Source organism: Pseudomonas sp. B611 (genome assembly GCF_055407965.1).
On the sequence record NZ_JBUZST010000006.1, the window covers coordinates 40730 to 54371 of the forward strand.

Here is a 13642-nt window from a genome sequence, read left to right on the forward strand (position 1 = left end):
GTGTTCCTGGTCAGTGTTTTATAAGCCAGCTTTCACCCTCTCTGGATCACCTTCTAACTTGTCTTCAACCTCTTGGAATGAGCGAGCTATCTCCAGCAGCTCGCTTGCTGCTTGCTCATCGCCAGTTGCCTTCATACGGTCAGCTACTGCGACCAGATCAACGCCAGCCCATTTGAGGGTGGCTGCTGCTTCTTTAAGATCGTCGCGCAATGCTTGTTTGGGCAGCGTGAGGGGCATGGTGCTATCCGTTGATTTCAGTTCCTGGTGAGTATGACCAAGGGAGAATGACGATCTCAAGAATCCACCCTGATCAATTGCGTTTGACGCTACGAAGCTAGTGAGGAAGAACGGGCGCGTTGCGCGCTATGGATGGCAGTGTTACTGACCGCATCCTGGCTATTCGATGTATCGATGGCTTGCATGAGACCGTGGGCCTGATTGCTGAGTAAAGCGAAGCCCCGAATTCGCCATACCTCCGGGGCTTCTGTTCTCACCACATCCCTCAATGTCAGCGAGCGTAGCGCGACGGTAGCAAAATGACCTGCGGGTGCCAACCCTCGCCGCGTTTCTGTAGGAAGCCTTGTAGGATATGCATAAGTGGTACTCCTTCGGGTAAAGTGTCGCCGCCCGATAATTGGATCCGGGCTCTACACCATGGAGTTTTTACGTGAAGTCTTTTAGCAAAATCATCGTTTCTGCAGCATGTGGTTTGGTTCTCGCGGGTTGCACTGGCACCGCCATGAAAACCCAGCAGTACGACAGCAGCCAATATACTGTCGTTGGCCATAGTGAGGCGAGCGCCACTGGCCTGATGCTCTTCGGTCTGATCCCTATTCGTCAAAACGACCGTTTTGTTCGCGCACAGAGTTCCGCTATTCAGGCAAAAGGTGGCGATGCACTGATCAATACCCAAGTGCAGGAAAAATGGTTTTGGGCTTGGGTTCTGAACGGCTACACCACCACCGTATCTGGTGACGTGATCAAGCTGAAAACAGCCAAATAAGCAGCGTTCGGTTCAAGAAAGCCCGGTTCGCCGGGCTTTTCTGTTTCTGGCGGTTGGGATATGCGTTGCGATAAAAAAGGACTTCGCCGTTATCAGCTATATTTTTTATTTTTTCTACTGGTAGGATGGCATTTACACATCGTAGGCAGGGATGCTCATGTTCGACTTATTAAAGCTGCTCACCGAAAATAGCCCATCGCTCACTCACGATATGCAGGCATGGTTCGAAAAGTACCCGACAGATGCAGCATGGAATGTCTACTCAGACTATTGCGTTGGCAATATTGATAAGGCAAACGACAGCTTCTCGTTCGTCATCACGCTACATCACGATACTGATAAAAATTTCTCAGAATATATTTCCAATGTAGCACCCAAGGATTTGAAGAAAACTCGTCAAGCTTCTGAAGGTCTGATCTCATATCTCAATTGTCCAATGGCGTTTAGCGTTTCGTTCATCGTTGATCGAAATTCGAAGCTGCTTAGAGATTTCATTACCGACGACAATATCCACACATTTTGCCATGGGCTGCGCGAATTAATTGCGTCATGGTCTACCGAACCTGGAGCAGATAAAGAGTACTGGCAACGTATCGATAAGGCTCTTGGAGTGTTTGCACTTGATGTTAAGCGAAAGCAATTTAATGCCAAACTCGCGAGACAGGTTCTACTGACGTCTACTTTCGCCGCGTTCCTCTTCTTAACTCTAAATCAGTTGAAGGAGCCCGCTCACCTCCGATGGGTAACTGACCGCGATGCCAGCTTCGAAAAATACGACGAAGTTGCATTCGACATTGCCTTCATTATGTTCCTCGTGTTTCGTTTGAATTCAGGTGCAGTGAAAGACCCTAACAGACCGAAGTTTCTGTTTGCCTATCCTTTCATGGATGGAGCAAAAGATTATGCGGAGCATGTTAGGCTCCCAGATTATTTAGCAGGGCTATGCGCCGACATAAATCTTCCAAGCATGCAGTTCAGTCACACGAAATTCGAAAGAATTTTCGGGGAAGTAATTATCAATTCAAAAAACAATGTTCTTCTTCAGGTCTTGGGCAATCCTGAAAAAATCACCGTGAGACGATTAACCTTTAGAGACGATCAGTGAGCGTTCGTGTACAAAATTCAATTATCAGCTCATACCCCAATCTGGGAAGATCAAAGCAGTCGGCAAGCTTTCCTAGTTACTTATCCAAGAGGTCAACGTGGCAATGCCGTTGACGGACAGCCCGACACTTGAGGATAGATAAGGCAAACCAGCGTTGATTTATGCTTCGGCTCAAAGCCGTGATCAATCATGCAGCGTTGCGCTTTGGCTGTGTCTCCGATACTTGCAACGTCCAGATTTGACCCTAGCGGTTTGGCATAGCCGCATGCGTACATCACTGGCAGGGCTTCACTATCATTGGCTATCTGGACTGAGAAATGCGGTGATGCTCCCGCCTTGCGCCAGGTGACTTGCATGCGTTCATCCCGGCCAGAATTCGGCTTGATAGGGTGAAATGCTTCGTCCTCCACAAATGGCAAAGCCTCGAGCTGGGATAAGCTGAGAGGATGACCCTGCCTTTCCTCGACGCAGGCGGGCATGTCTTTCATTACTTCACAGTATTCAAAACCGTCTTTGCGAATGAAGCCATTACGCTTCATACACTGGAATTGCAGCACCTGTTCGTTGATTGGCAAATCCGTTATCGAAGTGCCTACCGGGTCGCCACATTCTGTCATTGCGGCTTTGACACCCTCAACAGAGGTAGAAGGGCGTTTCCACCGCGTAAATTCAGGTGATGGCGGGCAGCCGGTCAGTAAAAGAACCGTCGCGATAAGGGCTGGAAAGGTAATGATGTGAGCTTTGCGGAACATGATAATCCTTTAGGTACGTCAGGCTCCCCAACTGCTTCGATCCTTGGGAGCCTCCATTGACGATGATCATGACAGAAACCGAAAGAGCCTGGCAGTGCTGGAAAGGGTGAAGAGTCCATCATGCCTTCCCCGGTTTACTAGGTGATCGGATAGGGTCTCTAAACTTACCAGATGCTAAAGAACCTGGCTGATCCGGCTTTTCCTGCTCTGTGACCACTGGAGCTGAATGCGTTGCAAGGGCTGGCTTCTGATCTTGCGCAGCAAGTGCCGGCACATGTACTGGTGGTTTTGCCGGTGGTGCGTCCTCCAGTGTTATCCCCGCTCTTATGAGGATGCTGTCTAGCTCGTTGGCCGAAAGCTGCTCATCTTTGCGCAGGTCGTCAATCACCCGCTTTTTCACTGCCCTTGGCAGATCGTTCAGGTGCTGGACGTAGGTAAAGTCCTGGAAGGGTATTCCCTTATGGATACCGTATAGGAAGCCATAGAGCTTCGGACGGGCATCAACCTCTCTATCCATCCTGTTGTTCGTCTGGATGAACACCTTCTTCGATTTGCCGGTTGGGTCTGTGGTTCTCATGGCTACTGCGTCCTTCACCCTCTGACGGTTAGCTATCACGAGCTTCTTGTACTCTTTGTCCATCATTGAATCTGCTTCTCTGACAAGCTCCGGGGATGGGGTGTAGTCCAGAAGCGTTGTCCCGCAGATACGTGATGCAAGGTAAAGGTTTGCTTGCGTCCTTGGGTTCGGCTCCCCTGTGCATCGGATTTTGGTGTGTCCTCTGGCAACGTGGATTGACATGGTGATGAGTGCCGAATTCAGGTCGGTCTGGTATGTCTCGACAGCGTTACCGACGATTGTGCATACGTCTCTCTGGTTAAATTTCGACACAACGGTGTTCCCCACGATCATCTGTTTTGTGATGGATGGGCCGTATCTACTGTTTTCGTTGAACCTTGTGATGAAGTCCTGGAGGGTTTCAGTGTTGTCGATGAACCTGAATTTGATCTTCTTCTTCCTGCCATCTGCGATGGTGATAGAGCCGTTAGTCGTGGCTTCTGTGACCTGCTTTTGGATGTTCTGTTTCTTGACCATTTGGTAAAGACTGTTGATTGATTCGACCTCATCCATGTCGATTTTCAGCTTGTTATCAATGATGACGCCGGATTTTTTGGCAGAGATTTTGAAGTCGAATTCGTCCAGGTAGATCGACCAACCGCTAACCTTACGTTCGCCACTTTTATTTTTGCTGATGTTTGGCACCAGCCGTGCGCCCAGCTCCTGGTACAGTTTTTTGTTCAGCTCTTCAAATCCATTGCTCATGTCTGAAGCGTTAATGAGCGCCACGGCTTTAGAAACGATTAGGGACACGTCTGTTTTAGTTTGGTTAGCTTTGTATTTGTAAGCTGAATAAAGCTCAAGCACACCCTTCGTTTGATGGGGGAGGGTGTCTATAGAAAGGAAGTCATCGCTATAATCTTTGTGTTTGATCTTGATGTGCTGTTTTCCATTAAGGTAATCATCCACAACCTCAAAACCACTTTCTCGTAGCGCGAGTGTGAATTGTGGATAAGAGAAGTTCTGCCCAATGAATTTTGAGGTGATTGACTCAATTCTATTTACTAGCTCAACGTCTTTTCCAAAGACTTCTCCTGTATTTGGATTTGTTGATACATCAATAGTTTTAGCTCGGTCTTCATGCTCCATCTGTAAAAGGAATGGATACTTCTCTTCGAGGCGGAATTTTACGTCTCTCATTTTCTTGATTATACCGCTGTGTTTTTTGCCACGGAAAAAGCTAGGTCTATACCCATCCAGTCTACGAGTAGACATTAGGACGTGTACGTGTGGATTCCCGTCTTTAAGGTGAGGAACAATCATGTATTTGAATGCAATATCCGTTTTGGAATTAGACAGCTCAAGTAAAGTTTCTTTGGCGGAATTGATAAGGAATTTTGCTTTTTCTTCGTCAGTCTTTAAGCTAGCAAGCTCGTTGTCTGTACAAGAAACAATAAACGAGAATGCATCAGACGCTTTGGACGAAGATTTTTTACCTTGGTTAGAATGCTGCATAAATTCATGTGCGCAAGTAGATGCGAATTTTAACGTGTATTTCTTTTCATCAAAGTCGTTCTTGAAGAGTCCAAGCTTCTTCATTTTGTACGGTGAGTCTAACTGTACGTCCAGATTCGTTTCTGCGTATTGGACACCTACGTGAGTGTCTAATCCATAGTCATTGATTTTTGGAAGGTACAGGTATGCAACAGCTCCTTTGATCCTGACCTTACCCCTGATTTCAGGGTCAGAGGATTCAACGTATTCTATTTTTGCGTTTGATGTAATGCTGGCAAATTTTTGTTTTAATGGTGCTGCAATTATCATTATTCTTCTCGTATTCTTATCGTTTTATTATTCCTATATTTCATGTGTAAAAGCTCCAACGCCTTTGACGCTTCAAGCATTGTGCGAACTAACAATTCTTTGTAGTCCTTTCCGATTTTCACCAGCTCGTTCACATCTCTGACACGTCGATTCAGAAGGTCGTAAATGCGCTTTCTTTCAACGAAGAACGGATGCTTGGAGCTAACCCCAATCTTGTATATCTTGGCTTCTTCGATTGCCCTCACGATCTGCGTAAACGGATCATCGTCCTTCTTGAAAAACCAGTATGGTTCGTCCTCCAACAGCGCAGATAGGCGCGTTTCGCTCTCCGTATAAAGCTGGGCGCTGCGTAAGAATTTGCGCCTGGCCACGGCCTCCGTACCAGTGGTTTGTTCCACGTATTCGACGTGGACATACGTGAATTTTTCACTGAGCTGGTTCACCTTGACGTGATGCTTCAGAAGCATCGTAAGCACGTTGGGGAGCTTGACCGTCTTGCCTTGCTTGGATGTGTACTGCTGGCCTTCACATAGGTTGAAAAGCTGCTGGATGTTGCTCTGATTTCTGTTGAACGTGTCCTTCAGTCCGGCAAGGCTTTTCTGATCTTTCAGAGGAATGTAGATGTCTTTATCCCTATGAAGATTGGTTAGGAAAAGGCTCACGCCTTTACGATACTTGGCGACAACCTCAATCTCATTCACCACCTCTGGAAGCCGGGTGTAGCCGCAGGCAAACACAAGGTTTTGCAAGTCGGCTTTGAACCGTTCAGAACACCTAAATCTAAGATACGTTTTCATAAATCAACCCTCACTGCTGATGAGGGTAATTATTATTTTGAGGTTGAAGTTTTGTTTTGAAAGCTTCTTTTAGTTTGGCGGTGTCTCGGATGTTAGTAAGGTTCTTCATTTCTTCTACAAAATCTAAAGCCTCAATTACTAATATTGAATATTCCAACTCGGAAATTTCTGAGGATATTTTACTTCTGGCATCGACCTTTGACTTTTTTGACGCTTCATTCTTTTTAATAGATTTTGTTAAGTCATTATAGGTTTTTCTTGCGGTAGATTTCGCGCTGTCGCTGGCCGATACCTTGTTTAATATTTCGTTGGCCTTGTCTCGTTTAGATCGAATAGTATTTTCTTGATCTTCGAATTTTTTTATCTCAGCAGCTAGCCTGTCAAAAGCAGCCTGCTTAGTTTTAATCTTTGCTTTTAGGTCTATAATCTTTTCGGAAATATTCATTTTTAATGTTGTTTGTTTGTACCTATTATAGCATTTTTTATTTCGCAAATTGTTCGATTGGATTTCATTTGGAAAAGGTATATGGCGACGGCGCTGGCTATGGTGAAAATGATCAGTTCGTCTAAGTTCTGATGCGCGGTGTATGCGAGAACAAGCATGATTGTTGTAAAGCTGAAATTCAGTTTTAGAAAATCTGAAAAGTCGTTCCCGTAGGTCAATGCCCTTTGCTTAACCTTGCTCGAAAGATAGATCTGTTTGTACTCATAAATAGCGTTGTCGATTTCTATTTTTGAGGTGTTCAATCTCGCTAAATTCATTGCCTGTGGAGTGTAATCTTCTGCCTTGTTTCGCACTGATTTGAACAGAGCTTTCCTGAATTTTGTGGGTTGAGTACGCTCGATTTCCTTTAAGCATAAACGCATGCTGTCTTCTACAGAGTTTCTATGGTCTAGGAGAATTTTGTAAATTTCTCCCTGCTTAATTTTTCTAGCTATCTTGAGAAAGCGGTAATAGGTTTTTAGGTGTTTGTATATCATCGTGTTATCAGGTTGTTGTTCTCAGATTATAGCATTTGGGTAGCGCTCAATTTTCTATTAGATACCATTTTGGTGCTTTCACTTTTTTAATGATTCAAACCTGCTTTTCGATAACACTGATTCACTGAAAGCTTTATAAAATGCGGTATCCAAACAAGCGGAGCGCGATAGATTGTTGAAATGGACTTGTCCATTACCAACCTGACCTTGCCTGCTTCAAATCCTGCTTAAAAATAGCTCTATTGAATATCCAATACTTACCCAATGGTGCATAGCTCTTGGTGGAGTTCACGCTGTCGTGGTCATCCGAAGGGAGTAGGGGAGTGAGTGAGGCATCCGACCGCTGCGCAGCCGGAATCGGCTCGTCAAGCTGATGTGTTGGCCGTAGCTGGATCGGCTGTGTCTGGATGGTTCGTGTACGTCATCCAGAAGCGATAAGAGCTTTCCGTCAGATCCATTTGATAGGCAGGACTGTGTGACGCTGGCACGTCCTTGGAACGGCTGGTGGGATGTGTGGTTTGCACTGTTCCTGGGCGAAGAGTAATGCTGTCTGTCTGCCATCACATTGGGTAAACTGCCTGGCTCAATTTACGTGATAACAAGGACCGTTAATGAACGCATCAACCTGTGAATGCCAAGCAAAAAAAACTCTGTTTAGTGGATTAAAAGTTTCGATCTATCCGTTCTTTTTGACAATGGTGATTGCGATCTTTTTCTTACACCTAGGGAATGAAGAAATCGTCAAAGAAAATATCACCGGAGTGAACGTAAAATTTGGCGTTGTAACAGGCGCAGTGCTTGTAGTCATCGCTTCGATTTTTCGCGTTCTGTATCAAGACAAAGGTCGAGACCGGTTTATAAATGCAATTATTTATCTGTCAAATATTGCTACTGATCTTGGATACGGAGCTGTTGGGTTTTACGTTGGAAGTGAGATAGTAAAAAATGGATTTGTAATTAATACAGTCATGTGGTTGTCAGGTTCGATTTTGTACTGGGTTTTGCTAAACATTTTGTACTCAACGTCTGTTGTCGATAACATTCCTTCCAAGCTCAGACCGACATTAGTTTACATTTCTATAGGCATCCTTCTAATAGGCTATGCTTCTTACTTTTTCCTCAAGTGAGTGCCCGATTAATTCTGAATTAACTTTGCAATAAATTAAATATTTATAAAGCCGCCATAGCTGGCGGTTTTGCTTTTAGGGAATGGTATAATTAGAGCACAAACAAACTTTACTCATCATGAGAATATCCAAAAGCAAAAGGTTTAAGTTTTGGCCTATTTCTATTTTAATAATATTAGCTGCAATGATTTTATTTTTAGATAAGCCTAAAGAATTCATTGCGATAATAGTTAACGTTTTCGTCGGGTCCATTCATCATATTGCCCATTGTTTGATGATTGTTTCTCAAGATTTGATATATCCAGCATCTGCTATTGTAATTTTGTCTTTTGCCATACTGTATGTACCTTTTTTTCCAAAGCTAAAACCGTTCGTTAGACACACGATGATGCTGCCCGTATTTTTTTTAGTCGCGCTTGTTGGCATGGTTTCGTGTTATTTTGGAATCTAAAGCTTTGTGTTTTCTCCATAATTAATTAAATCGGCTTTAATGGCGGTTTTGATTTTAGGGAATGGTATAATTGGAACATAAACAAACTTTACTACAAATGAAAAATCAACCAACAGATTCTGAAATCAAAAGTCTATTGCACGTAAAAAGGAATCTCCTTGAGGGTGTGGGTATGAACCTTGTTCGCATCCTGCCTATAGCGTTTCTTGGAGGATTCGTTATCAAGTCCAATATCTCTTTTTTCATTAAAGAGCCATTGAACCCAAGCTTCCTTTTTTACATTTTCACGATGACGTTCCTGATGAGCTTGCTTGGTGTGTTCTCCTTGACTGCTCTCAGAACGAAATGCGCTATAAAGGATGCTTCGTACATAAGCGGATTCAAGGGCGCTCTTAAGCAAGCTGGCGAGATCCTAGTGGGAGATATTCTTTCACCTGGTGAGTACATCAACGAAAGGAAATTGGTCATCAAGGATGCTGCTGTGTGCTTCCTTGCCCCGTCACTGCTTGTCGCTGCTGTCGGGTTCGCAGGATTGCCTGCATGGGTCAGCTTGATCGTTCTAGGCGTTGGTGTGTGCTTGTGGTCTGCCCAGCTCAATAGTGTCCAGTCAGTAGCCTACAGGCAGATTGTAAGCATCACTGATAAGTGATGAGGCGATGGAAACAATGGGCTGCATGTGCGGCCTTTTTTTATGGCTGAAAAAAACAAAGAATACAGCTAACAGCTAATTAAAAAGTTCGAAATGGTATAATTAAGAAAACAAACCCAAAACCTAATGCGTCAATTCAAAATTCTGGCAATGCTTTTCCTCATGCTGGTTGGCTCCCACTCACATGCTTTCGAATATTCAAACCTTTGTGAAGTGATGAAAACGGCAACCCCTCAATCTAAAGGGCTTGCCTCACAAATCACACCTGGGTTATTCAGCTGTAATGAAGACCAAGCCTTAAGCGTTATTTATTCTCTTGAAGGTGGGAACTCTACCGCCTTATCTACCATTAAGCCGATTCTTAAAAGCGGCGGTATGAGTGAAGATCATTTTTCCACACCAAACCCAGTGCTTGATGCGTTTACCTCTTATATGTGGAACATGATAATTATCATTGTTGGCGCTTTAACTGGTTATATTGTTTATAGGTTTTTGGTCGACTGGTATCAAAGCCAAAGCATTCAAGCATCGTTGAAGAATAACACTACCCGTATCGTCTCCATCGTCATGTTAATAGTCTCGCCCTGGACATTTAGCATGTTTGCACTGCTGTTTGCCACAATATCAATTATGTTTTCCAACAAAGAATTGCTTGCAGACAGTTTGGGCAAGCTTTCAAAGGTCGATGATTACAACGTAATCAGACCCGAAGAAAAAATGGTTTTTTCTGCAAACGTCGAACGTATTAACGATATTGCAACTGAAGACACAAGAACAATAGATGCTCTTTTCGCAAATAATCGTATTGCTCTTGGAGAAGCAGGCTATACGAAAGAAGGGATGCTAAAGATAGCTGCTGAAAGCGGATTGGAAATCTCGAAAGAAGAGAACTCTTGGTTAGATAGTGTCAATGTTGATGTCACTAAAAATGTAAAAAATATCGTTAACCTGGTAAATGAAGTCCACAACTATCCAATGAGAAAAACGGCTGATTACTCTATGAGCGATAGGGCATTGAAAGGATACCCAGCGAGCGTAGGTAAATTCGTTATTGGATCTAATGGTGGTGATGTTGAAACTCTTACTGGTCAAAGTCTTAATGACGGCACGATGAAGTCGATGTTCGAAAAAGGGGCAAAGGCTAGTACAGAGATGTTGGGAGGTTCTTCGACATATCTTAATAACGCTTTCAAGCTTGGTAAAAAATACAACGCTCAAATCAATGATGATTATTTTCAAACCTCATCAATGAATGTTGTTGATGGAAAATTTGAGACAGAAGAGCAATCTATAGTAGATGATGCGTATTCTAAAACCAAAGAGTTGATGGACATTCTTAAGATAGATGAAATAGGTGTTAGTAAATCAGCAGATGCCGAGGTGATTAAGGCTAAGTATGTAGCAAATATTTTGTCCGCATACATGGGACATGATTTTGATAAAAACGGTGCTTCGTTTAGAAATACCCTCAATGCATTCAAGAATACGATTGTCAGGGCGAAGCTTGATGAGTATTGCACTACTCATTGGTTTGAGCATGAGGCTTCTAGACGTGCAATTGCAGTATTCAATGAATTGCCAAATGACACGAAGGGGCGTGATTTAAATCGTATGCAAGGCATAGATTTTGATATGCAGTGCGCGACCCTCAATGCCTCATCATTAAAGATAGAAATTCTCGGTAGCCCAAATGAATCTGATGCCAAAAAATTCAAAGCAAAACAATTAGCCTATTTAACGGCATTCAACCGTGCCTATGATCTTTTTTACATTGGCGTGAAGAAGGCTCTACAGGAAAATAAAGAGGGCTTGGATATTCTTACCTATGAGGTGCTTTCTAATGTCAAAAGGGGAATTCTAGGTGCTGCTTTGTCTTCACAGGCCATTACGCAATTCGAGAGCAATAAAAATCTAAGTTCTCAGATACTAAAGAATTCATTCTTCGTGTATTGGGATAATGCTGATGTGAAGAATTATGATTATGTAAACAAAAAGATCTTGTGTGGAATCACTGATGTTAAGCCTAATGGCGCAGATGGTGCCTGTAACCTGACACCTTTCGCACCAGTCGATTACAAAGGTCTTTACCTTTCTCCGATCATGAACATCACGCCTTCGACGTTGACGGAAAACGACAGTTTTCTTAGTAAGATCGATTTATATAAACTAATTTTTGAGATGATTGGATTAGATTTTACGTCAATTAAGGAAATGGCAGGTTTCGATCCTAGCTTGTCTATTCCTAAAGGTCGTGCTCAATGTGCTTCAAATCCTCAAAGCTGCGAGAATAACTACCATATTGGTTTGGCTGCGGGTATGTACAAACTGGGCTCTGAAATGTTTGATTTCGGTGTGAACATTATATTAATCAAGGCACTTACAGGGGCTGCTGATGGTGCGCTTGATGGTTTGATGGAATTAATTGGTAATAGTGATTCGTCGTCTTCTGCTGGAATTAACACAAGTAAGTTTACAGGTAAGCTTGCGAAGTTCTTAGGAACGTTAAGTGGTAAAACCCTACAGATAGTCGTTAAGTCGATGGATATTATAATGTCGGCGTATTTACCGCTTGGATATGTCTTTGCTGCCTTGGGTTTCTTTTGCAAATACATAATGCCAATGCTCATGTTTTTCATGATTTTGGGGCAATTGATTAAATTCGTCTATTTCGTGATTTTCTTCAAATTTATAGAAGTGCCAGTTCTTCTCAGCTATTCAACCATAAGCGGCGACAGTAAGTTCATCAAAATCATGGGCTGGAAATTCGTTTACCTTATTTCGTTCATGATGATCTTGATGTTGTTTATGCTTGTAATGAATTTCATGGGTAATAATCTAGACGCTAGAGCTGTGATTTGGGGAATCCTTGGCATGAGCGACGGAACATTCATTGGAGATATTCTTTCGATTCTCATGGTTGTGGTTTACGCAATCTACACATTGTTCATGATTTATAAACACGGAATCGACTCATTCAATAGAGTGATGAAAACTATATCGAATGAGGATGCCATACACGATGATTCAGTTTCTAGAATGCAAGCTTTCATCATGCACCCACAATTACAAAATGCCCTTCGTACAGGCATACCAATGCTAGGTAACGCATTTGATAAAGTGGTAAAAAATAACGCATGGGCTAAAAGCTATGATGCAGAGAGTAGAAAAAGAAAGGAAGAAATTCGCAAGCAGTTCTCAGAAGAAGAACGTAAAAACTCTACAACAACAGAAGGTGAAGCATGAGTGAGAAAACAAAACCAAAGCAATATGGCCTTTTTGTATTCGTAATTTTTCTAGGTGTTTTGAAGGTGTGGGAGGTATTCAGTATTGGTCCCGCTTTGATTACTGCATTCGCTTGCGCGATATTGTTTTTGGTCTTTCTGCTTGGTGTACGCATCAATCAGAATTTAGACAAAAAGATTGAAGAGCAAGATGCTAAAAATCGAGCTGTGATTGACCACAATGAGAAGTTGATAGGGTTGGAAATGGCGCGCAAGAATGAGATCAAAAGGCAGAAACTTGAAAAGCTTGGGATAGGTGATTTGTGATGCACGTTAACGGTTTCACCAGAGCCTTTCTGTGCGGTTTCCTTGCCTTGAGCTTGGCGTCCGCCAGTGCTGGCAGTCATGACTTCCCTAGCGAGCCTGTGCAGGCTTTGCCTGTTGTAGTGATGCCTAGCGCTGTGGATCTGGAATCCTTGTCCATTGCTAACCTGGTGGCATGGCCTGTGAGCTGCACAGCGGTTACTTACAGCCTGCAGGAAGGGGAGAAGACAAACGTGTTGAGGGCTTTGCTAGGTGAGGACGTTGAACCATTAAAGATTGCAGGTAGGTGAGTGAGGTTTCGTAGGGTACAAAAAAAGCCCTGCTGGGCTATTTTGGTAATTTTTTGTTAATTGATTTGTTTCGATGAATTAGCAATGTCCTTTCATTTCTGATTTTATTTCAGCTTCCCAGTTCGATAATCTTATTATTTCTTGGATTGTTGATACTTGATTGGGGTTGAAATATAAACTTACATTTTCACGATAATCACTTAAATCTGATTGAGAATCTTCATCATATATTTCTAATTTCTCTCTGTCGTATTCAAATGTTGTATCCATTAAAGAACCATCTTCAATTTCAATGAATACTATTTCTCCTGTTTCTGTATCGCGTTGTGCTATCCATTGAAGCCTGATAGTGAAGTGATTATCGTCTCTTCTTGAGCCGTGTATTAATTCAATATATCCACCTGCGTAATTTTGTTCATTCCAAGTTTCGTAATCATATTCGGTTTCTTCATCATTCCAGATTGACCAATCTTCTACTTGTACTTTATAGGTATATTTTAATGTTGAAAGGTCTTTTAGTGAAATTCTTTTAAGTGTGTTCATGTTGTTTCTCCGATTTTAT

At 42.8% G+C, this 13642-nt stretch carries 13 protein-coding genes; 6 read left to right on the forward strand and 7 right to left on the reverse strand.

Annotation, left to right across the window (positions count from 1 at the left end):
• Positions 1–18: 18 nt before the first annotated feature.
• Entirely contained in the window at positions 19–237 is a 219-nt protein-coding gene (locus ACZRMO_RS14985) for a hypothetical protein (protein WP_008438363.1), read from the reverse strand.
• Between the two features lie 430 nt (positions 238–667).
• On the opposite strand from ACZRMO_RS14985, the gene ACZRMO_RS14990 reads away from it, so the two are divergent.
• Positions 668–1003: a hypothetical protein gene (locus ACZRMO_RS14990; RefSeq protein ID WP_032899769.1), complete on the forward strand. Its 336-nt coding sequence runs from the start codon at positions 668–670 to the stop codon at positions 1001–1003.
• Positions 1004–1160: 157 nt separating this feature from the next.
• Complete coding sequence (locus ACZRMO_RS14995) at positions 1161–2108, forward strand: hypothetical protein (RefSeq protein WP_008438359.1); 948 nt, start codon at positions 1161–1163, stop codon at positions 2106–2108.
• Between the two features lie 92 nt (positions 2109–2200).
• Here the strand turns inward: ACZRMO_RS14995 and ACZRMO_RS15000 are convergent, their stop codons facing one another.
• The 5 genes from ACZRMO_RS15000 to ACZRMO_RS15020 all read right to left on the reverse strand — a co-directional run bounded on the left by ACZRMO_RS15000 (position 2201) and on the right by ACZRMO_RS15020 (position 7018).
• A complete protein-coding gene (locus ACZRMO_RS15000; protein WP_032899767.1) occupies positions 2201–2860 on the reverse strand; it encodes a hypothetical protein in 660 nt (219 codons plus the stop codon).
• Between the two features lie 118 nt (positions 2861–2978).
• Entirely contained in the window at positions 2979–5240 is a 2262-nt protein-coding gene (locus ACZRMO_RS15005) for a hypothetical protein (RefSeq protein ID WP_008438356.1), read from the reverse strand.
• The gene (locus ACZRMO_RS15010) at positions 5240–6037 is read right to left on the reverse strand and encodes a hypothetical protein (RefSeq protein ID WP_008438354.1); all 798 of its coding nucleotides are present in this window, start codon (positions 6035–6037) and stop codon (positions 5240–5242) included. Before ACZRMO_RS15010 ends, ACZRMO_RS15005 begins: the two co-directional genes overlap by 1 nt.
• A gap of 10 nt (positions 6038–6047) precedes the next feature.
• Positions 6048–6482 carry a hypothetical protein gene (locus ACZRMO_RS15015; RefSeq protein ID WP_008438352.1) on the reverse strand — a complete coding sequence of 145 codons (435 nt, stop codon included), beginning with the start codon at positions 6480–6482 and terminating at the stop codon, positions 6048–6050.
• 2 nt (positions 6483–6484) lie between these two features.
• Positions 6485–7018: a hypothetical protein gene (locus ACZRMO_RS15020; protein WP_008438350.1), complete on the reverse strand. Its 534-nt coding sequence runs from the start codon at positions 7016–7018 to the stop codon at positions 6485–6487.
• A 611-nt stretch (positions 7019–7629) separates the two neighbouring features.
• Here ACZRMO_RS15020 and ACZRMO_RS15025 point away from each other — a divergent pair.
• The 4 genes from ACZRMO_RS15025 to ACZRMO_RS15040 all read left to right on the forward strand — a co-directional run bounded on the left by ACZRMO_RS15025 (position 7630) and on the right by ACZRMO_RS15040 (position 12793).
• Positions 7630–8145, forward strand: a complete 516-nt coding sequence (locus ACZRMO_RS15025; protein WP_301278842.1) for a hypothetical protein — start codon at positions 7630–7632, stop codon at positions 8143–8145.
• A 521-nt stretch (positions 8146–8666) separates the two neighbouring features.
• Positions 8667–9245 carry a hypothetical protein gene (locus ACZRMO_RS15030; RefSeq protein WP_301278841.1) on the forward strand — a complete coding sequence of 193 codons (579 nt, stop codon included), beginning with the start codon at positions 8667–8669 and terminating at the stop codon, positions 9243–9245.
• Between the two features lie 126 nt (positions 9246–9371).
• On the forward strand, positions 9372–12488 hold the full coding sequence (locus tag ACZRMO_RS15035; RefSeq protein WP_463968103.1) for a hypothetical protein: 3117 nt from the start codon (positions 9372–9374) through the stop codon (positions 12486–12488).
• On the forward strand, positions 12485–12793 hold the full coding sequence (locus tag ACZRMO_RS15040) for a hypothetical protein (protein WP_301278839.1): 309 nt from the start codon (positions 12485–12487) through the stop codon (positions 12791–12793). Before ACZRMO_RS15035 ends, ACZRMO_RS15040 begins: the two co-directional genes overlap by 4 nt.
• Before the next feature lie 365 nt (positions 12794–13158).
• On the opposite strand, the gene ACZRMO_RS15045 is transcribed toward ACZRMO_RS15040, so the two are convergent.
• Positions 13159–13623, reverse strand: coding sequence for a hypothetical protein (locus ACZRMO_RS15045; protein ID WP_463968104.1), 465 nt, complete (start codon positions 13621–13623; stop codon positions 13159–13161).
• Positions 13624–13642 lie beyond the last annotated feature (19 nt).